Genomic DNA, 19423 nt, shown 5'->3' with positions numbered 1-19423 from the left:
TTTATACCTCAAATATGGCAAAGCACAAAAAAAGACCTTTTCAACCCATAGAAAACTATGGCGTTATCGGCAATTTAAAAACCGTTGCACTGGTTTCGCTGCAGGGATCAATCGATTTTTTGTGTGCGCCAAGATTTGATTCGCCTACCGTTTTTGCCTCCATGCTCGATTCGGAAAAGGGCGGTTATTTTTCAGTTGAACCACAATTGGAAAACTGTACCAGCAAGCAACTTTATTTGCCAGGTACAGCGGTACTCCTCACTCGTTTTTTCGCTGACCAGGGCATTGCAGAGCTTACGGATTATATGCCTTTATCAAAGGAAATAGATTTTCCAAGTGCCATTGTAAGGCAGATCAAAGCCATCAGGGGCAGTATTACTTTTAAAGTTTTTTGCGTACCGAGTTTTGGTTATACCAAAAGTACCCATACTGCTCAGCATGAAAAGGATGAACTGGTATTTTTTTCCAAAGCTGAAAAAATCACGGTTAAATTGAAGGCAGATGTTCCCCTGCACATCAAAAAGGATACGGGTTATGCAGAATTTACGCTTGAGGAATCGGGAATGGCGCATATCATCATGGAAATTATTGATGAAAAGCAATCAGCAGCTGAATTAAAACATTATATCACGCACGGTTACCGCAAAACCGTTGATTATTGGCGGGAATGGATCAACCAGACGACCTACAAAGGGCGTTATGATGAAATCATCAGGAGATCGGCGATCACCCTCAAACTCCTTACTTCAGCAGAATTCGGTTCGGTAGTAGCCGCACCAACTTTTGGACTGCCCGAAACCATTGGCGGGGACAGGAACTGGGATTACCGTTTCACCTGGATCAGGGATGCGGCTTTTACCATGTATGCTTTTTTAAGACTCGGCTTTTTTGACGAAGCTACTGCATTTATGGACTGGATATTTAACCTATGCCAGAAAGCAGACCTTCAACTGGTGTACCAGATAGATGGAAATGCGAAAATAAAAGAAGCAGAAGCGGATCAGTTTGAAGGTTACCATTCATCTAAACCTGTTCGAATTGGCAATGAAGCGGCGATTCAGTTGCAGATCGATATATATGGCGAACTGATTGATACGGTGTATATTTACAATAAATCGCACAAACCGATTACCTACGAATTCTGGACATTGATTGAAAAACAGGTTGAATGCGTAATTAAACAGTGGAAGAAACCCGATCATGGAATCTGGGAAATCAGAAGTGAGAAAAAGGAATTCTTACATACGCGTTTGATGTGCTGGGTAGCATTGGACAGGGCGATTAAAATTGCCGAAAACCGATCGTTCCCCTACCCTGAAAGTGAATGGCACAACATCCGCAGCGAGATTTACGAAGATATTTACCATAATTTCTGGAATAAGAAACTGGGGGCCTGGGTACAGTATAAAGGTGCTACACATGTAGACGCGAGTGCGCTGCTGATGCCTTTAACACATTTTATTTCGCCATTAGAACCCCGATGGCTCTCTACCATGAAAGCAATTGATGAAGAACTGCTGTTGGATGTACTGGTTTACCGCTATAAAAACGGCATGACCAAAATAGACGGATTAGATGGAGAAGAAGGTACTTTTAACCTATGCTCGTTCTGGTTTATAGAAGCACTGGCCAAAAGCGGGGAAGTGGAACGTGCCGTAGAAAACTTTGAAAAGATGATCGGTTATTCCAACCATCTTTTATTGTTTAGTGAAGAATTAGGCAGAAAGGGTGAACATTTAGGCAATTTTCCCCAGGCTTTTACCCATCTGGCTTTAATTAGTGCAGCTGTTGAACTGAATAAACAACTAAGTCGCGAAACTGCATAGTTTATTGTTCTTCGTAGTGATAAGTTAAACCGCCATCCACAAAATAAGTTGATCCGGTAACATAAGCAGCTTCGTTTGAAGCGAGGAAAGCCACCACATTAGCTACTTCTTCCACTTTACCCATCCTTTTTAAAGGAATGTTCTGTAATACTTTTTCCAATTGTTTTTTATCTTCCAATAAATCCTGATTGATAGGTGTAGAAACGGCTCCTGGTGCTACATTGTTGATCCTGATATTGAAAGGGGCTAATTCTGTAGCCAGATTTCTCGTCAGCATTCTCAAACCACCCTTACTGGCACAATAAGCTGCAAAATGTGGAAATACAATTTCTTCATGCACCGAGCTCATGTTAATTACCGTACCTGCTATTTTATGTTTACGGCAATAGTTTACAAAAGACTGGATCCCGAAAAAAACACCTTTTAAATTGGTATCCATTACCAGGTCGTAATCTTCTTCAGTTACTTCCCAAAAATCGGCCTTCTTCTCTACACCTGCATTATTGATCAGAATATCGAGCTGACCAAATTCTTTCACCGCATCGTTTACCAGTTTAATGGCTTCTTTCGCCTTACTTAAATCGGCAGCTAGAAATACCGCTTTCTGTCCCATTTTTTCGATCTGGGCAATCAGTTTTTCACCACGTTCATCAAATTTATGTCCATTTAAAATAACATTACAGCCTTCGCTAGCTAATTTTAAGGCACATGCAGCACCAATTCCCTGACTGCTTCCGGTAATTAAAGCAACTTTATTTTTGAAACGATCCATATCTATATTTTATAATAGATAAAGAAATTTAAGCGGAATATGTTTGAAGAAAATAGCATTAAAACGGTGTTGATTTAAAATAAGTTACCCTAAAATCGACCGGAAATTAACAACTAAATCGTTATGATTAATACAGAAAACATAACTTCTTAAATAAAACACCGTTATACGTGTAATCATTTATTAGTATGTTTGGGCAACAAACACACAATAAACTTAAATTAATCTTAAAACATGAACATTACCAAAAATCTCCTATTTACTACGCTTATTGCTTTGGGTACGCTTACCATGTATTCTTGTAAAACCAAAAAACTGGTGGCAAAACCAGCTCCGGCTCCTGTTGAAAAACCAAAGCCACCTGTTGAAGAGAAAAAACCAGCACCTGAGCCAGAACCAGAAAAACCAGAACCAATTGAAAAACCAAATTTTAATTTAGATAACATCCAGTTCGAATTTAACTCATTTGTGCTTAAAACTTCTTCATTCCCAATTTTGGATAAAGCAGTAATGGAAATGAAAAAATCGCCTGATACCAAATTTGTACTTAACGGTTATTCATCTGCAGAGGGTACCCCTGAGCATAACATGTCGCTATCTATCGACCGCGCAAATGCTGTAAAATCTTATTTTGTTAATGCGGGTTTAAAAAGCGAAAACTTTACCATTGTGGGTCATGGTGATAAAGATCCAATCAGTGCAAATACGACTGAAGAAGGCAGAATCCTGAACCGTAGAACTGAAATTAAGGTTCAGAAGTAAGGATAAAGAATAATTAATAAGACTATTTAAACCCCGCAGATTTTAAAAACCTGCGGGGTTTAAATTTCACAATTTATTACTAAAACCACTAAAATACCTATCAATTTTAGTTTGGAAAGCAGTTGTAGCAGCATTTGGCTTAGTGCAGTCCTGCCACCGCTTCTGCCGCTGAAAAATCGGCATCTCGCTAAGGTCAGGTTTAGTTGGCCGCCATTGTGCAACTATCCATGATCTATAAACCCGATAGAAAGCGGTATTCCGATTTTTCATTGGAATTTAGCAAAGAGCGGGGCTGAAAACCCCTATAAAAAACTGAACTTCCATTTCCAAAAAAAAATCCAGCAGTTTTTTGACTTTAGATTAGTAACCTTAGATTACCCTTGTTTAACATCAGAATGGCCAAGGTTCATACATGGATTCACTTCATCACGGATAAGCTGTTTTAATTCTTTAATCTCCGGAAAGCGCTGCATCTGTTTCCTGTCGAAAATCAATTTTTCATTCACGGTTATTGTAAACACACCCGAGGTTTCACTTGGCAATAAAGTCACGCCTTTTAATTCATCTACAAAAGTTGTTAAAATTTCCTGCGCCATATATGCCGAACGCAACAACCAGCCACATTTGGGGCAATAAGTGATGTTTATGATTGGTTTTTCCATGGATTCTTTTTTTACAAGAATACGTAAAGTAATGGAAGATGTAAGATGGAAAGGGGTGATGAAAGTTAATAATCAATATGCACAAATCAGACAAATGACTTTGACAATCTTTTTTTGCTCAATACCCGGAAGATTTTCAAAGTTTTCTTATCTACCTTAATTCCTTAATGATGAATAAATTAATCAAAAAATTAGGATTCGAATACCTGAAATTTGAGGTGTAAAATAAAGCTGCGATCTCAGCGCCTTCTCTTCGAGCCTTTGAGGTAAAAAATGGAAGAAGTCTGATTAACCTTTATCTTCTCTTTTCCCGATCGGGCCTAAAAATAATATAGAAAACAAATATTCCTGCCAACAGAAAAACAATACCTAAAATTAAATTTGCCCTATCATCCATATTAAAGCAACACCACGATGCTCAAATAGTTGGGATTAATTACACAACCTGAAGGAGTATTTGAGTAACACTGAACAAAATGAACTAAACAAGTTTTAAACTAACATGTTATTAAAACAGAAAAGGGGTATCCACATCCATGTTTACCCCATTTCAAATTACTCCCGTGTTAGAGGAATTATAAAGACATCAACAAAGCACATTTTGTTTGCTTTATCTTGATTATCATACAATAAAAATCTCAATAAGAGGTTAAAATCAATAATAACAACTGGTTATTTCAAACTATTTTCCTTCAATGGAATTTTAAACCAGAATTCAGAACCTTCCCCTTCTTTACTGTTAACGCCGATTTCGCCACCATGTCTTTCAACAATTTCTGCAGAGATATATAAGCCAAGGCCTAAGCCAGAAAAACTGTGCGATGAAGCTTCCACCCTGAAAAACCGATCGAACACAAACTGCGATTTATCTTTAGGAATGCCAATACCGTAATCCTGAACGGAAACTAGCAGGTAATCCTGCTCGGTTTTTGCCCGCACTACAATCTTGTCAGCACCTGGTGAATATTTAATGGCATTGGAGATAAAATTACTCAGCACCTGTTCAATACGGTTACGATCTGCGTGTACCTCCACATCGGTAATTTCCTGTACAATATCATGTCCGTGCATACTCTCCTGCAGGCCATCAATGGCATCTTCAATTACCCCGGCTATATTAAAATCAGAGAAATTAAAAGTCATTTTACCAGCCTGTATTTTGGTTACGTCCAGTAAATCTTCCACCAATGCGGTCAGTTTTCCGATTTGACGGTTCGCCTTATCTACAAATTCATAAATCTTTTCGAATTTCTGCTGTTCAGCCATTCTTAAGGCAAATTGTAAAAAGCCTTTGATACTGGTAATAGGGGTTTTGAGTTCGTGACTGGCAATACTCATAAACTCATCTTTACGGTGCATCAACTCTTTTGTTGCCTGTTGCGCTTTCATTAAATCGGTTACTTCAAAACCAAAGAAAGCAATGCCATCAATCAGGCCCTGATCAGAAAATACCGGATTTAATATAATATCGAACCATTTTTCAACCGATTTACCAGTAGTTTTATTTACCTGATCGATACGGTAAGCATTGGCCACATAAGTTTCGCCAGTTTGCAACACACGCTTTTCAATGTCCAATAGTTCGGACGATTCGAATTTAGAACCATTGCCTATCCTGGAGTGACCGATATAATCGTTCCCGCCATCAAATGTTTTAAAGGCTTCGTTCACAAATTCGTATTTAAGCCCTTTACCCCTGCGAATGGTGATTAATGCAGGTGCGTTTTTAAAAATGCTATAAAACTCGTCCTGTTGTTTTTTTATGAGTTTTTGAAGCTCAATACGTTTTTTCTCGGTATGTTTTTGTTTACTGATGTCAATCACATAAGTTACGGCACCGTTTGGTACTTCCTCATCGAGCAGTGCAGAACCAACTAAAACATCTACAGGAACCCCATCTTTATTAAGGTATTGTTTTTCGAAAGGCGGACAAAAGCCTTCTTCTTTTAATAATTTAGCGGATATTTTACTGATCGGCATAAAAGCTTCAGGGGTAATCTGCATCCAATCAATATTTCCATTTTCGAAATCAGACCGTGTGTAGCCCAATAATTTCAAGAAAATATCATTGGCATCATCTATCCTTCCGGTTTCGGTATTGCTAAACAAAATCCCGATGACATTGGATTCGAAAATCTTTCTGAATTTACGCTCAGTGGAGTTTAGTTTCACCTCGGTATCAACCAGTTTCGAAATATCCACAATAGAGCCTACCATTCGGTAAGGCGTTTGCAGGTCATCCAATAAAATACTTCCACGATCAAGCAATGTAGCATAAGTGCCGTCGGCTTTTTCTAAACGGTACTGTGCAGACCATTGCGTTTCGTTGTGGTTAATGGCATCGTAAACACTGGTTTTTACCCGTTCGCGGTCATCCGGATGGATTTTATCAAACCAAAAGGCAATATTTTGGGTTTCCAAATCTTTTTCATAACCAAACATGCTGGTAAAATTGTCGCTTCGCCACATGGTGTTATGCGCTAAGTTCCAGTCCCAAATGGTATCATTTGTGGCATGCGATACGAGGTTGAAACGTTCTTCACTTTCGGAAAGTTTCATGGTACGTTCTTTTACCTTCAACTCCAGATCAGCGTTAAGCTGACGCAGGTTTTCGCGTGTACCCAATAGTTCGTTATAGTTTTTCTTCAGCTTCTGTTCAGCCAGCTTTTGCTGACTGATATCAGTTATGGTGGCTACGAAACCATCAGACATTTTTACGGCAATGAGCTGGCACCATTGTTCTTTAGAAAGCTGTAGCTCTGTTTCGAGCACTTTTCCGTTTTCTACAACACCAACATATTTATTAAACAGGTTACTTACAGCCAGTTCTGGTATCATTTTTACCAGCCTGGCTCCAGTTAATTCTCCTTTATTTTTATTTAAAATGCTCAGTGCAGAATCATTAAAGGTGCTGCATTCAAAATCTACAATAAAATGTTTGGCATCCCTAACTGCCCTGAAAGCCAAAATACCATTTAAACTGGCATTGAAAACGCCACTGATGATGTTGTTCAGTTCGGTAATTTTCGAAATATCAACGAAAGAGATTACCACGCCATCCACACGCTTATCTTTCCTTAAATAAGGCATAATACGCATCAGGCAGCGGGTACTGTTCTTCAGCTGTACTTCTTTTTCGATGATCTGACCGTTTAACAATACTTTTCTGATATCACCGGTAAAGCTTTCCGCCTTGATATTATTCGAAATGTGCTCTATTGAACGGCCAATATCTGCTTCAATCAGGTTCACCATACTGATGGCAGCAGGGTTAAATTTGCGGATAATCATTCCGGCATCCAGAAAAATCTGACCGATGTCGGTACTCCTGAAATAGTTGTCCAGATCATCATTCAGCTCAATCAGTTCTTTAATTTTAAGCTGATGCTCGGTGTTCAGGGTATGAAGCTCCTCATTAAGGGATTGTAACTCCTCATTGCTGGATTGCAGCTCTTCGTTAGCCGAAAGCAGTTCTTCGTTACTGGATTGAAGCTCCTCATTGGTGGTCTCCATCTCTTCAACGGCCATCTGCAGGTTCGAACGGGTTTCGTTCAGTTCGGCTTCGAGCTCAAAAACATATTCGGATTGCGTAGCATCATGAAAACCGGGCAATGCCAGTTCATCTTTACCGGCAACAATTTCCAAAACATGTTCGGCAAAAACAACCATGGTAAAACCATTGGTATTGGCTGGATCAGACGGTACGACAGAGATATTAACAAATACATTATCCTTAAAACGGATCTTTTTTAAGGCTACTTTTTTATTTTCTTTCCAGGCTTTTCTCAGTCCTGTATTAAGCACTACCGATACCTCTCTGGGTACCATTTTTAAGATATTCAGCTCAATGCTTTGCTCAGGCAGGGATAAATACTGACGATAATCGCCAACAGCATCCTGCATAATATAGCCCTTATCTATAAATACCGCAACATAACCGAGATCTGTAGAAAGAAAATCGGCCAGGCGTTTTTCTAAAGGACTTTGTATAATATCGGTATTGCTTCCTTTTTTACGTTCTTGTCCAAGGGCCGTCCTTGAACCTGTATTATAGGTATTGTAAGTAGAATAATTTATTTTTCCTGTTTTCTGATAGATTTTTGATTTACCCGAAATTTCAGTCAACCCTGCTTTCATTGAAGATGCTGTTTCACTTGATCCAAGGAACAGGTAACCATTGGGCAGAAGTGAAAAATGGAATATCGAAAGAATTTTTTCCTGAAGGATGTTATTTACGTAAATGAGCATGTTCCTACAGGTAACAAGATCATTTTTTATAAACGGTGGCGATTTTATAACATCATGTTTGGCAAATACCACTTGCTTACGCAAACTCGCAGTTACGCTGATGAATTTACCATCCTGTACAAAGTATTTTTTGAACAGACCGGCCGGAATTTCTTTTTTTACGCTAAGCGGATACTGGCCTTTTGAAGCAATTTCGATGCTTTTTTCGTCGATATCGGAAGCAAATATTTTAATTTCGATCTTTTTACCCGAGCGGTCTACACAATCGTTAACCATTGCCGCAACAGAATAAGCTTCTTCTCCGGTGCTACAGGCGCAGATCCAGATTTTGATGACATCACCATCCTCTTTTCTTGATACAATATCCTGTAAGGCATATTCGCTCAGCTGTTTAAAAGCCTGTTCATCCCTAAAAAATTTGGTTACACCGATCAGAAAATCCTGAGCTAAAATTTTCACCTCATGCTCATTCCCGCGCAAAAAGGCCACATAACGGTCTAACTTTTTAATCCCCCTCTCATTCATTCTCCGGCCAATACGCCTGATAATGGTGGGTGTTTTATACAGGTTAAAATCGTTTCCGCTACTATTGTGAACCAGCTTAAATATCTCATCAAGCAGTTCTTCATTTACTTTACCATTTTCGAGAACTTTAACAGGTTCTTCATTCACATAACTAAAAAGTTCTTCCTGCATGCGTGAAGGAACCATTACATGATCGGCATTGCCTGATGCAATGGCTGAATTGGGCATACCGTCGAATTTGGCAGATGCGGGATCCTGAACGATCACCATTCCTCCGTTTTCTTTAATGCTCTGGATGCCTTTAGTGCCATCAGTGCCAGTTCCCGATAGGATAATGGCAATGGCCTTTTCCTTTTTATCTTTGGCCAGGGTATATAAAAAATGGTCTATTGCTGTATTTGGTGCTTTAACCTGCGATTTATCGGCCAGTCTCAACCTCCCCTTTACCAAAGTCATGAGTTTGTTATTGGGGATGATATACACACAATCTTGCTGAATGGCCATATCATTTGCGGCTTCAAACACCTTCATGTGGGTATGTTTGCCTACCAATTCTACCAGTAAACTCTTATAATCAGAAGAAAGGTGCTGGATTACAACAAAGGAAAAACTAGAGTTCGCGGGCATGTGGTCGAAAAATTCGTGAATAGCCTCTAAACCACCTGCAGAGGCACCAATGGCCACAATATATTTATCGTAACGCTTATTCAATACCAGATCCTGCTTTTCCTTTTCCTGCTTTTTTTCCATCAGGTTAATTATAAAGTTGCTTTGTTCTAAATTCAAATATAAAATTCCTCAATGATTCGGCAATCTCCAGTTCATTGTTGTTCCACGGCAATGATTGACCATAAACCGTTTGCAACCAAAGTTTAAACGAATTTCGTGGGTGATAGTTTTTCCCATCCTTATCAAAATTGATGACCTGCTCAGGATCTCCACCCCATTTAATTTCTCTTATTACCTCAGGACGAAAACAGATTACATAATCGCCACTTCTTTCATCAACCGGGATGACCAAAATGCCGCTTCCTATTTGTTCATAAGCCTTGGCTTCTTCATATACTTCGCTGAGGTAGCTACTCGAAAAAACCTTTTCAGTACCTTTTCCTTCAAGCCATAACATCAGGTTATACACTTCGCTTTTATCAGGAGTATCACCAAGGTATTCCAGGCGATTTCCAATCTTTACCACCGCTCCACCAGCATTAAACAAAGAAAGTATATTTAGGTTTTTGTCATCCAGCAATCCTTCGATAATATCATCTTTAGCATATATAAAATCAGTAATGGCAGTTCGCTTTTCTAATCTGGAGGCCGATTGATTATAATCTTCCAGATTTAAAATGGCCGCAATTCTATTCGAAATCTCTACGGAGAGCCATTCGAAAAGATAACGCATATCTACATTGGGGAAGTTTGGCCCGATATGATGACATGAAATCAAACCCCAAAGTTTGCCTTCGCGCAAAACCCTGATCGACATGGACGCGCTTACATTCATATTCTGCATATACTCCAGGTGCACCGAAGCCACACCACGCAAATTACAATCAGAAAGATCGATAAAGGCATTGGTTAAAGGATTGATCACCGGATATAACCGAACAGGTTTATAATTGCGGTTTGGAATAAGCCTGAAAGGATTTTTAAGATAAAGTGCCCTGGCTTGCCTGGGCACATCAGAGGCTGGAAAGGTTTGTCCAAGGTAACTTTCTAAAGCTCCCGAAATTTCTTCAGCAATTACCGTCCCATTCCAATTGGCATCAAATTGATACATCCTAACCCCATCAAAGCCAGAAACTTCCCGCAATTGTTTAATGGCTACCTTACACACTTCATCTAATGTTGAAACGCTTTCCATAGCTGAAATAAACTGCCTTACTTCCTGAAAAACATCCGAAAAGCTTTTTTGTCCATCTTTTAACGAAGCTTCTATTTCAAGTAGGGAATAATCACTTTTAATATGGATCAAACCATCAAATGATAATGATTCGCCTTCATTTTCAATTGCCAAACTCAATGGGATCCTATCTTTTGCCTTGCCATTGATGAGTTTGGTAATATTTTCTACATCATGGCTGCTGATAAAAGAAGACAAATGTTTATTCACCATCTGTGCTGGGGCCTGACCGGTAATGAGGTTCAGGTTTTCGCTGACCTGAATAATGTTCAGGGTTTTATTATCGAGAACCAGCAGGTATCCGTAGTCCTGAATGGAGTTAATGTGGTGTATGGGCAGGTTTCCGCAGAATTCTGCATCATAGTTTCGTATTTCTGACATTTCCGACTATCGTTGATGGCTAAGCTTGTGAGGGGAAAACACAAGATTCCATTTTTTAACAATTATACTGCCAACAAATTTACATTTTGAGATAATTTCTATTATGATCAATTTTCAATGGCATATTATGGCTAAAATATAAATTAAGGGCTTTACTGAAAGAAAAAACGTAGAAATAATATCAAAGAAACAACCTTAAGGAATGTCATTTTAAATCTTATGAAAGACTGAAAAATCCATAAAATCAACTTTTGTACGCAAAACAGCCCTTAATCTGTCTCCAATGGCCGCCTAAAATTAGATTCTTCAGGGCTAACTTTATGGTATAACCTAAAATATATGAAAAGCGAAAATATTTTAACAGCAAGTGTTTCGATTAACAAACCGATTGAACTGGTTTGGAAACTTTGGAATAAAGCCGAGCACATTGCCAAATGGAATGCTCCATCGGCAGATTGGATCAACAAAAAGATTGAGAACTACCTGGTTGAAGGAGGGGAATTTTTATATGCCATGGTTAAAAAAGATGGCAGCGAAAAGTTCGATTTTAAAGGAACCTATACCGAAATTATTTTGCACAAAAGCCTTTCATACACGTTGGATGATGGCAGAAAAACAACCATTACTTTTACAGGAAACGAGCCTGTTAATTTAACCGAAATCTTTGAGCCCGTTACAGGTCTTGATTTGACTATGCAACAGGAATTTTGCCAATCGGTATTGAACAAGTTTAAAGTCTACGCTGAGCAGTTGTAGCCGTTTTCTTTACTGGTTTCTTCCTTTTTTTCCACCAGATGATAAAACCGGTGACGGGTAAGCTCGCCGCAATTAAAGCCGCTAGGAAGGAAACAATTTTGTTAGGCATTCCCAAAAGCCTACCGGTATGCAGGTCGTAATTAGTGGCTTCAATCAAATCAGCCCCGTTAAAATCTTTATACAGTTTCGCCCTTACTATTGCTCCTGTAGCTTCTTCGTAAAAAAAAGTATTCTGATTACGTGCCCATCGGTAAGGGTAGATCATCCTTAACCTAAGTTCTCCCTTTCCACGTACCGAAAAACTGGTAGAAACGGCACCTGGATATTTAATTTTAGCCTCGGTATAAATTTTATTGTAGCGTAAAGGCAACGGATCGATCTGTAAAGGTTTAGCCGCAACAACGGCTTTTCCTTGCCCTAATTTAGTTCCTGTAAAAAAACTTGCTGTATTTTTAACGCTTTTAAAAGCAAAATATAAACCACTTAAAGCAGTAACCAGTAATACAATTGAAGCATAAAAGCCCAATACATTATGCAGATCGTAATTAAGCCTTTTAAAGGAAGCTTTTCTTTTAATCGTTAACGATTGTTTTAATAAACGCATCTGCCCCGGGAACCAAAGTACCAACCCGGTAATGAGCATCAGCACAAAAATAACCACCGACCATTGCATGATAAACTCACCTGTTTTGCCCAGCAATAATGAGGTGTGGATATGTTCTACAACTTGAAGCCAGTCTTCACCACCTTTTTTTACTAGTGATGCATCATAAGGATTAAAATAGTAAACAGCAGCTTTTTTAGTGGTAATTTCTACTGTTGCATTTGGTATGGCATCTTCAATCCTGATTAACCTTAATTTATCTTTTGGAGAAAGTTTTTCAAAACTGGAAATAACCTTATCCAACCCCACAAAAGGCTTCTGCTGAAGCGTTACATAACGGAAATCTTTTTGCGTATAATCCCGGATCTCTTCTTCAAAGATGTAAAGCGCGCCGCTAATGCTGATTATTATTACCACCAGGCCAGTTGCCAGACCTAACCAAAGGTGAATGTTCCTGATGGCATTTTTAAAGTTTCTGTTCTTCATGGCTTAAAAAGCGTAACCCAGGGATAGGTTAAATCTACGTCCATTTCCCCGCACATAATTTACATTGCTACCATAAAACTGAGATATAGCAGGATAATAAACTTTATTCAAAAGGTTTTCTACACCCAGCGATAATTTTAAAGCTTCTGTAAATTGATAAACCGTAGCAATATTAAATAAATTGTATGCCTTTACAGGTCCTTCACCAATAAGATATTTACCAGCCGCATTGGTTTTAAAACGGTCGCGGTTTCCTACACGCATCCAGTTTACATCTACACTGAGGTTTTTAACACCTGAATATTTAAAGTAAACGGTCGTTTTTGATGGCGGGATCCGTGTGGTATTCAGGTACACATCTTTTTCGCCGTTATAATTGCCATCATTATCAACATCGCCTTTTCCTTCAACCTGTGCATAGTTACCTCCAATGCTCAGAGCAGGTAAAACCTGGTAATCTGCCTGGATTTCAAACCCGTAAACACGTTCGGGGATACGCTGAGAAATATAGGTCCCGTTAACCTCTAAAAGATTGGCGCCTAGTTTTGATGTACTGTAATAATATGCAGCACTGAAATTCAGCTTTTCAATGGTACTGCTGAAACCTGCTTCATAGTTGTTTACAATAATAGGCTTGGTTTCTAACTGAGATAAAGTATTGCTTTTTGCCGCCCTCAATACCCTTCCTAACTCGAACACCGAAAATGACTGTGCATAACTCAAAAAAGGGTTAAAGAATTTGAATTTAGAATAACGCGCACCTGCATTAAAAACTAAGGCATTGTAGTTTAATTTACCACCTTGAACAGCAATACTTCCGGCACCATTAGCACCAGTAGCCAAAGTATTAAAATCATCAACATCAATATTGATGTTTTCTACCCTTAAACCTCCCTTAATGGTTAAATCGTTAATCAAAGTTGCAGAAGCCTGTAAATAAGGTGCAAAGTTGACCATATTCATATCAGGCACCCATAAACGGCCATCGGTTAAGCTTTGTGCGGTTTTATCATTCATTAAATCCAAACCATAGTTAAATTGCATCGGCACTTGCGCTGTAAGGTTAAATGGCGTATTTAAATTAACCCTGGCTCCTTTTTTGGTTGAAGTAATGGCTGATTGACCGCTCCCGAAAAATGATGCTGAGTTAGAATAAATGGTATAAAAATCCTGGTAGTATACATTAGCCGTTAAATCGGTTTTACCGAAAATCTGCTGGTTGGTATATTGTAAATTGGCATTGTGGTTAAATCTTGTTCCTTCATCTTCACCCAATCTTGTTCCAAAAATTCCGATGGCCGGCGATTGTCCGTAAACACCATCTTTGGTTATATATTTAGAATGCTGCCTTGAACTGAAATAATTATACATCACCTGCAGACGTTGCTTTGCCGTAAAATTATAACCTAATTTCACGAAACCGTTATAAGATTTAGTTTCTCCCAAACCGTATTCGGGCGAAATCACCAAACCATCCGCATCACGAAAAACACCGGTTTTTTCGAACATTCCGCTTACCAGGTAATCGAATTTACCAGTTTTGCCATAAAGCTGTTGCGAAAAACGGTAACCTATCGTGCTATCGCCTTTTAAATTTCCGGTAATCCCGGCCTGCGTGTAACCCCCGAATGATTTGCCTTTATCGGCTTTTTTGGTAATATAGTTGATCAATCCACCTTCTGCTCCATTTCCATAAATCGCTGTTGCACCTTTAATTACCTCAACACGTTCAATAACCGAAGGATCGATACTGCGGATATCTCTTCCACCAGCCCTTAATGGCGTAGACTGTGGAATACCATCTATCAGCACCAATACATTTCTACCACGCAAAGTCTGACCTGAATTACCAGTCTGATTGGTAGAAAGCCCTAAACCAGGAACACTATAAGAAAGTATATTGGCCAAATTCGGACTAATGGTTGATTGGGTATTTAATTCTCTTGAAGTTAGTACCGTTACAGACGATGGCGTTTGCGATAGCGATTCTGGCCTTCTGCTTGCTGAAACTATTACATCATTTAGTCCTTCACTTTGCTCTTTTAATACAAAAATTACCTTAGCGGTATCATTTAGCGTAACCAATACGTTCTGTTCAAACTGTTCATATCCGGTGATTGAAACCCTAACCTGCTGATTTCCGACAGGTACAGCAACGAATTTAAACGCACCTGTTTTATCTGATGTGGTTTTAAGATGCTGCTTCCTGATCTGAATATTGGCAAAAGGGATGCTGTTTCCCAACGAATCGACAAGCTTACCACTCATGGTTCCTTTATCTGTTTGTGCAAAGAGTGAAATCGATGACAGGCAAAAGAGAATAAGGGCAAGAAATTTTATGTAGGCGTGTTTCATGAAATTTGAAATTTCGGCAAAGCTAACATTATTTAGACTCGTTAAAAATAATAAATCAAAAAAGATGCTTACATGGTGATTAATCGTTCATGCTTTTTAAAATAATTAAGACATAAGTTCTATTTTATTTGATATTTGCGTTAACTGTTTAAACTAAAAAAATGTTGGAAACGCAGATTAAATACGCAATGGTGACGGGAGCCAGCAAAGGCATAGGTAAATCGATGGCTGTAGCTTTAGCCAAACGAAAAATCAATCTTTTGCTTATTGCCCGATCGGCTGATGAATTGAGTACACTACAAACCGAGATCAAAAATCAATATGGTGTTGAAGTTGATATTCTGCCGATTGATCTCAGCCTGCCTGATGCTCCGACAGAAGTGAAAAATTGGGTAACTGGCAAAAATTATGCTGTTTATATCCTCATCAATAATGCAGGTTATGGTTTATGGGGGAAATTTGCTGATCTGGGTTTGGCTGGTCAGCTAGAAATGTGCCGGTTAAATATGAATACTGTTACTTCTTTATCCCATTTGTTCCTTCCAACCCTTTTTAAAGAAAAGCAAGCTTATATCCTTAATGTTTCAAGTACGGCTGCATACCAGGCGGTGCCTACCCTAGCCATTTATTCGGCGACCAAAGCCTTTGTATTATCATTTACGAGGGCATTGCGTTTCGAACTTAAAGATAGCAATGTTTCAGTAAGCTGTTTAAGTCCCGGGCCAGTTGATACGGGTTTCGCCAGCCGTGCAGGTTTAGATGCTTTTAGTAAAATGGCCGAAAAGTTTAACATGCAGCCGGAAGAAGTGGCTGAAATAGCCATAAAAGGAATGTTTGATAAAAAGTCGGAAATTATTCCAGGTTTTACGAACATCATCAGTGTATACGCCAACAGGATTTTGCCAAAGGGATTTATAGAAAAAATGGCGGCTGGGATTTATAAGACGAAATAAGATGGAAATGTGAGATGGATGTTGGAATTAATGACCAATAATCAATTTCCAATTTTCAATAACGCCCGATTCTGATCTCGTTGGGTCACCCTGAGCGAAGTCGAAGGGCCTATTAGTTGTCGATTACTTTGACAATCTTTTGGGCTCAATGCCTATAAGATTGTCAAAGTAATTTACTTAAATTAATGACCAATAATCAATTTCTAACGTTCAATAACGACCGATTCTGATCTCGTTGGGTCACCCTGAGCGAAGTCGAAGGGCCTATAAGATTGTCAAAGTTATTTACTTAAATTAATGACCAATAATCAATTTCCAATGTTCAATAACGACCGATTCTGATCTTGTTGGGTCACCCTGAGCGAAGTCTAAGGACCTATTAGTTGTCAAAGTTATTTACTTAAATTAATGGCTAATAATCAATTTCCAATGTTCAATAGCGACCGATTCTGATCTCGTTGGGTCACCCTGAGCGAAGTCGAAGGGCCTATAAGATTGTCAAAGTAATTTACTTAAATTAATGACCAATAATCAATTTCTAACGTTCAATAACGACCGATTCTGATCTCGTTGGGTCACCCTGAGCGAAGTCGAAGGGCCTATAAGATTGTCAAAGTTTACGCTAATTTCTCAAGAGTAAATAAATGGAATTAATTAGCCACCCAACTTTGTGTTCTTTGCGCCTCCCCTCTGCGTTATTTGAGGTTAAATAAGCCAAACTCCCTGAACAAAGAAAAAATATTTTCAAATATTTCAAATAAAATTCTTTGGAATATTAAAAATATGTTACGTTTGTATTAAATACTACTAATTCTATAGACTATGTCGAATAAAACTAACCTGTTTTATTTTCCTTCAGTACCGAACCACTCGCCCATGCGAATGTGCTGTTGTTGCGCATAATTCTATTTCTCCAATTTATTCTTTTTCCTAAACTTTTAATTTTTTTTACAATGGCCACATCGTATCCAACCTTTACCCTATCTGAACAGTTAACCGAGCAGCAACTTGACTTTTTTAACACGCATGGGTTTATCCATTTCAAAAATTTTATCAAACCAGAAACCGTTTCTTCTATTATCGATGCCTCTAAAGAGGTAGAAAAAAAATGGATCGAGCAAGATATCAAAAAAATAAACGGAGTGCCCATTAAATATGGAAAAGACCTCGACGGCTCGCCGATTGTACAACGTTTCGCTTTTCTTAATCAACAACACCAAACGTTGAGCGGTTTATTGTTGGATCCGCGTTTTAATGCACTGCTTCAGCTGGCTGGTGATGGTGCACGCCTGGGTACCGAAGAAAAAGACGGTATGGTATTTAACCATTATATTAATGGTCCAGACAGCAAATTCAGCAAAATGGGCTGGCATACCGATGGTTTAAGAGACATCTTCTATGGCACCAAGCTAAACCCGATGTTAAATGTAGGCATCCATTTAAGCACCTTAAAACCTGAAAACGGCGGGCTAAAAATTATTCCGGGCACACACAGACAAAGTATCTACCAGATGTTGTTCCGCAAGAAATACTTTTTGGATAATAAACCGGATGCAGAGGAAGTATCGATATTGCCTGAGGCTGGTGATTTAACCATACACGATGGCAGGTTATGGCACAGGGTTGCAGAAGCGGCCGTTCGTGGCGAGGAAAGCAGACGCCGTGTAATATACATCCCGATTATTGCAGGCAAGTATGCACCAAAAAATGAGAATAGTCCGACGGTGTTTTACCAGCGTTTTGCAGGGATTGTAAAATAAATATATGTTATTTGTACTTTTATTCAGTTACCTGATCAGATCAGGGAAGCTAAAGCGGGTAAGCGACTTTTCTAAGGCCATACCGAAGAAAATCAGTTTAAAATTTTACCGACCGGGAACCGCAATAATATTTAGCGTAATACTGGTTGGGGTATAAATTGGAGGATAACATTAAACAGAACGAGGACCATACAAAAGGCAAAAGGGTATTTGCAGATCGGGAACGGACGAATATTTTACGTAAGGGCGAGCAAAGCCTCATTCTTTTTTTATTAAAAAAAGTTCCCGCATGGGTATCTCCCAATATCATGACGGGCATAGGAATGTTTGGGTCTTTAATTGTATTCTCCGCCTTTATTTTAGCGCATTTTTACGATAGAAATTACTTACTGCTCGGAATTTTAGGGTTTTTCATCAATTGGCTTGGCGACTCATTAGATGGTCGTTTGGCTTATTACCGCGAAACACCCCGAAAATGGTACGGATTTGCACTCGATATTATTATGGATTGGCTCAGCATTATCCTTATTGGTTTTGGATATTATTTTTATGCGGAAGGGTTTACCCAGATTTTAGCCTTCCTTTTTGTAGTACTCTACGGCTGGTCGATGATCATTAGTCAGCTCCGCTACAAAATAACAGGGCATTACCAGATCGATTCGGGTCGTTTGGGTCCAACTGAATTGCGCGTAATTATTTCGATTATCCTGATGGCCGAAACCTTTATTGAGGGCAGTATTACCTATTTTGCTGTTGCAGTGGTAGCCTTGTTATTAACGATCAATATCATCGATACCTTTAAACTTTTAAAAGCAGGAGATGCTAAAGACAGGGAGGAAAAAGCATGATCAACTGGCCATCGGTAAAGCTTTTTTTAAAAGCGCAGGTATCGGCATTTTCTGGCGGATTAACCGATTATGGATTAATGATCCTCTTAACTGAGTGGCTTCATATCCATTTTACCATTTCAATCTTAATTTCAGGTACTGTTGGCGGAATTGTTAACTTTTGCATCAACCGTTTTTGGGCTTTTAAGGGCAGTGGCGATTACTGCAGCTCAGCGAGTGGCCAACTCATCCGCTTTTTTACGGTGGTTTTGGGCAGTATTTCACTTAAATCAGGTGGAACATATTTACTACAAAAAAGCCTGAATTTAGACTACAAAATCGGCAGATTGCTGATTGACAGTGTTGTTTCTTATGGATTTAATTATCCATTGATGAAATATTGGGTATTCAAGATTAGTAAATCAAGTGAATTTGAGGATGAAGAGGAATATTTTGACCCGATCGGGAGAGAGCAAAGGGCTTAGTTACTTTGCTACTATTTTTTTGATGATGTACTGTATAATAGCCCTACCATATCTAACTGGCAAGCGTTTGCGCTTTATTCGTTAAAATAAAGCTATTTAAAGGTTAATTTCTTTAAAA

At 38.8% G+C, this 19423-nt stretch carries 13 protein-coding genes; 7 read left to right on the top strand and 6 right to left on the bottom strand.

The window, feature by feature from the left end; all coding sequences use genetic code 11:
- Positions 1 to 14: 14 nt before the first annotated feature.
- Positions 15 to 1826, top strand: a complete 1812-nt coding sequence (locus tag H9L23_RS07140; RefSeq protein ID WP_187594314.1) for a glycoside hydrolase family 15 protein — start codon at positions 15 to 17, stop codon at positions 1824 to 1826.
- A 1-nt stretch (position 1827) separates the two neighbouring features.
- On the opposite strand, the gene H9L23_RS07135 is transcribed toward H9L23_RS07140, so the two are convergent.
- Positions 1828 to 2598: an SDR family NAD(P)-dependent oxidoreductase gene (locus tag H9L23_RS07135; RefSeq protein WP_187594313.1), complete on the bottom strand. Its 771-nt coding sequence runs from the start codon at positions 2596 to 2598 to the stop codon at positions 1828 to 1830.
- A 234-nt stretch (positions 2599 to 2832) separates the two neighbouring features.
- On the opposite strand from H9L23_RS07135, the gene H9L23_RS07130 reads away from it, so the two are divergent.
- Positions 2833 to 3360: an OmpA family protein gene (locus H9L23_RS07130; protein WP_187594312.1), complete on the top strand. Its 528-nt coding sequence runs from the start codon at positions 2833 to 2835 to the stop codon at positions 3358 to 3360.
- Between the two features lie 374 nt (positions 3361 to 3734).
- Here H9L23_RS07130 and H9L23_RS07125 read toward each other — a convergent pair whose 3' ends face one another.
- The 3 genes from H9L23_RS07125 to H9L23_RS07115 form a co-directional block, all read right to left on the bottom strand.
- Positions 3735 to 4022 (bottom strand): SelT/SelW/SelH family protein, encoded by a 288-nt coding sequence (locus H9L23_RS07125; RefSeq protein WP_187594311.1) that lies wholly within the window; start codon positions 4020 to 4022, stop codon positions 3735 to 3737.
- A gap of 672 nt (positions 4023 to 4694) precedes the next feature.
- Entirely contained in the window at positions 4695 to 9545 is a 4851-nt protein-coding gene (locus H9L23_RS07120) for a chemotaxis protein CheB (RefSeq protein ID WP_187594310.1), read from the bottom strand.
- A gap of 4 nt (positions 9546 to 9549) precedes the next feature.
- Positions 9550 to 11079, bottom strand: coding sequence for a GAF domain-containing protein (locus tag H9L23_RS07115; protein WP_187594309.1), 1530 nt, complete (start codon positions 11077 to 11079; stop codon positions 9550 to 9552).
- 339 nt (positions 11080 to 11418) lie between these two features.
- On the opposite strand from H9L23_RS07115, the gene H9L23_RS07110 reads away from it, so the two are divergent.
- Positions 11419 to 11835 carry an SRPBCC domain-containing protein gene (locus H9L23_RS07110; protein WP_187594308.1) on the top strand — a complete coding sequence of 139 codons (417 nt, stop codon included), beginning with the start codon at positions 11419 to 11421 and terminating at the stop codon, positions 11833 to 11835.
- Here H9L23_RS07110 and H9L23_RS07105 read toward each other — a convergent pair.
- Positions 11810 to 12925, bottom strand: a complete 1116-nt coding sequence (locus tag H9L23_RS07105) for a PepSY-associated TM helix domain-containing protein (RefSeq protein WP_187594307.1) — start codon at positions 12923 to 12925, stop codon at positions 11810 to 11812. The genes H9L23_RS07110 and H9L23_RS07105 overlap by 26 nt on opposite strands.
- Before the next feature lie 3 nt (positions 12926 to 12928).
- On the bottom strand, positions 12929 to 15280 hold the full coding sequence (locus tag H9L23_RS07100) for a TonB-dependent receptor (RefSeq protein WP_246474877.1): 2352 nt from the start codon (positions 15278 to 15280) through the stop codon (positions 12929 to 12931).
- Between the two features lie 161 nt (positions 15281 to 15441).
- On the opposite strand from H9L23_RS07100, the gene H9L23_RS07095 reads away from it, so the two are divergent.
- The 4 genes from H9L23_RS07095 to H9L23_RS07080 all read left to right on the top strand — a co-directional run bounded on the left by H9L23_RS07095 (position 15442) and on the right by H9L23_RS07080 (position 19305).
- Positions 15442 to 16233: an SDR family NAD(P)-dependent oxidoreductase gene (locus tag H9L23_RS07095; protein WP_187594306.1), complete on the top strand. Its 792-nt coding sequence runs from the start codon at positions 15442 to 15444 to the stop codon at positions 16231 to 16233.
- A 953-nt stretch (positions 16234 to 17186) separates the two neighbouring features.
- Positions 17187 to 17993, top strand: a complete 807-nt coding sequence (locus H9L23_RS07090; protein ID WP_187594305.1) for a phytanoyl-CoA dioxygenase family protein — start codon at positions 17187 to 17189, stop codon at positions 17991 to 17993.
- Positions 17994 to 18151: 158 nt separating this feature from the next.
- Complete coding sequence (locus H9L23_RS07085) at positions 18152 to 18841, top strand: CDP-alcohol phosphatidyltransferase family protein (protein WP_187594304.1); 690 nt, start codon at positions 18152 to 18154, stop codon at positions 18839 to 18841.
- Entirely contained in the window at positions 18838 to 19305 is a 468-nt protein-coding gene (locus tag H9L23_RS07080) for a GtrA family protein (RefSeq protein WP_187594303.1), read from the top strand. Before H9L23_RS07085 ends, H9L23_RS07080 begins: the two co-directional genes overlap by 4 nt.
- Positions 19306 to 19423 lie beyond the last annotated feature (118 nt).

Source organism: Pedobacter roseus (genome assembly GCF_014395225.1).
Lineage (GTDB): Bacteria > Bacteroidota > Bacteroidia > Sphingobacteriales > Sphingobacteriaceae > Pedobacter > Pedobacter roseus.
Note: the sequence above shows the minus strand (reverse complement) of the source record. Positions and strands in the feature narration are given on the sequence as shown.

Excerpts from the sequence above, each read along its gene's own strand:
- H9L23_RS07100 (WP_246474877.1), bottom strand. The coding sequence starts at position 15,280 with ATGAAACACGCCTACATAAAATTTCTTGCCCTTATTCTCTTTTGCCTG.
- H9L23_RS07090 (WP_187594305.1), top strand. The coding sequence starts at position 17,187 with ATGGCCACATCGTATCCAACCTTTACCCTATCTGAACAGTTAACCGAG.
- H9L23_RS07110 (WP_187594308.1), top strand. The coding sequence starts at position 11,419 with ATGAAAAGCGAAAATATTTTAACAGCAAGTGTTTCGATTAACAAACCG.
- H9L23_RS07125 (WP_187594311.1), bottom strand. The coding sequence starts at position 4,022 with ATGGAAAAACCAATCATAAACATCACTTATTGCCCCAAATGTGGCTGG.
- H9L23_RS07105 (WP_187594307.1), bottom strand. The coding sequence starts at position 12,925 with ATGAAGAACAGAAACTTTAAAAATGCCATCAGGAACATTCACCTTTGG.
- H9L23_RS07120 (WP_187594310.1), bottom strand. The coding sequence starts at position 9,545 with ATGGAAAAAAAGCAGGAAAAGGAAAAGCAGGATCTGGTATTGAATAAG.
- H9L23_RS07135 (WP_187594313.1), bottom strand. The coding sequence starts at position 2,598 with ATGGATCGTTTCAAAAATAAAGTTGCTTTAATTACCGGAAGCAGTCAG.
- H9L23_RS07140 (WP_187594314.1), top strand. The coding sequence starts at position 15 with ATGGCAAAGCACAAAAAAAGACCTTTTCAACCCATAGAAAACTATGGC.
- H9L23_RS07130 (WP_187594312.1), top strand. The coding sequence starts at position 2,833 with ATGAACATTACCAAAAATCTCCTATTTACTACGCTTATTGCTTTGGGT.
- H9L23_RS07115 (WP_187594309.1), bottom strand. The coding sequence starts at position 11,079 with ATGTCAGAAATACGAAACTATGATGCAGAATTCTGCGGAAACCTGCCC.
- H9L23_RS07080 (WP_187594303.1), top strand. The coding sequence starts at position 18,838 with ATGATCAACTGGCCATCGGTAAAGCTTTTTTTAAAAGCGCAGGTATCG.
- H9L23_RS07095 (WP_187594306.1), top strand. The coding sequence starts at position 15,442 with ATGTTGGAAACGCAGATTAAATACGCAATGGTGACGGGAGCCAGCAAA.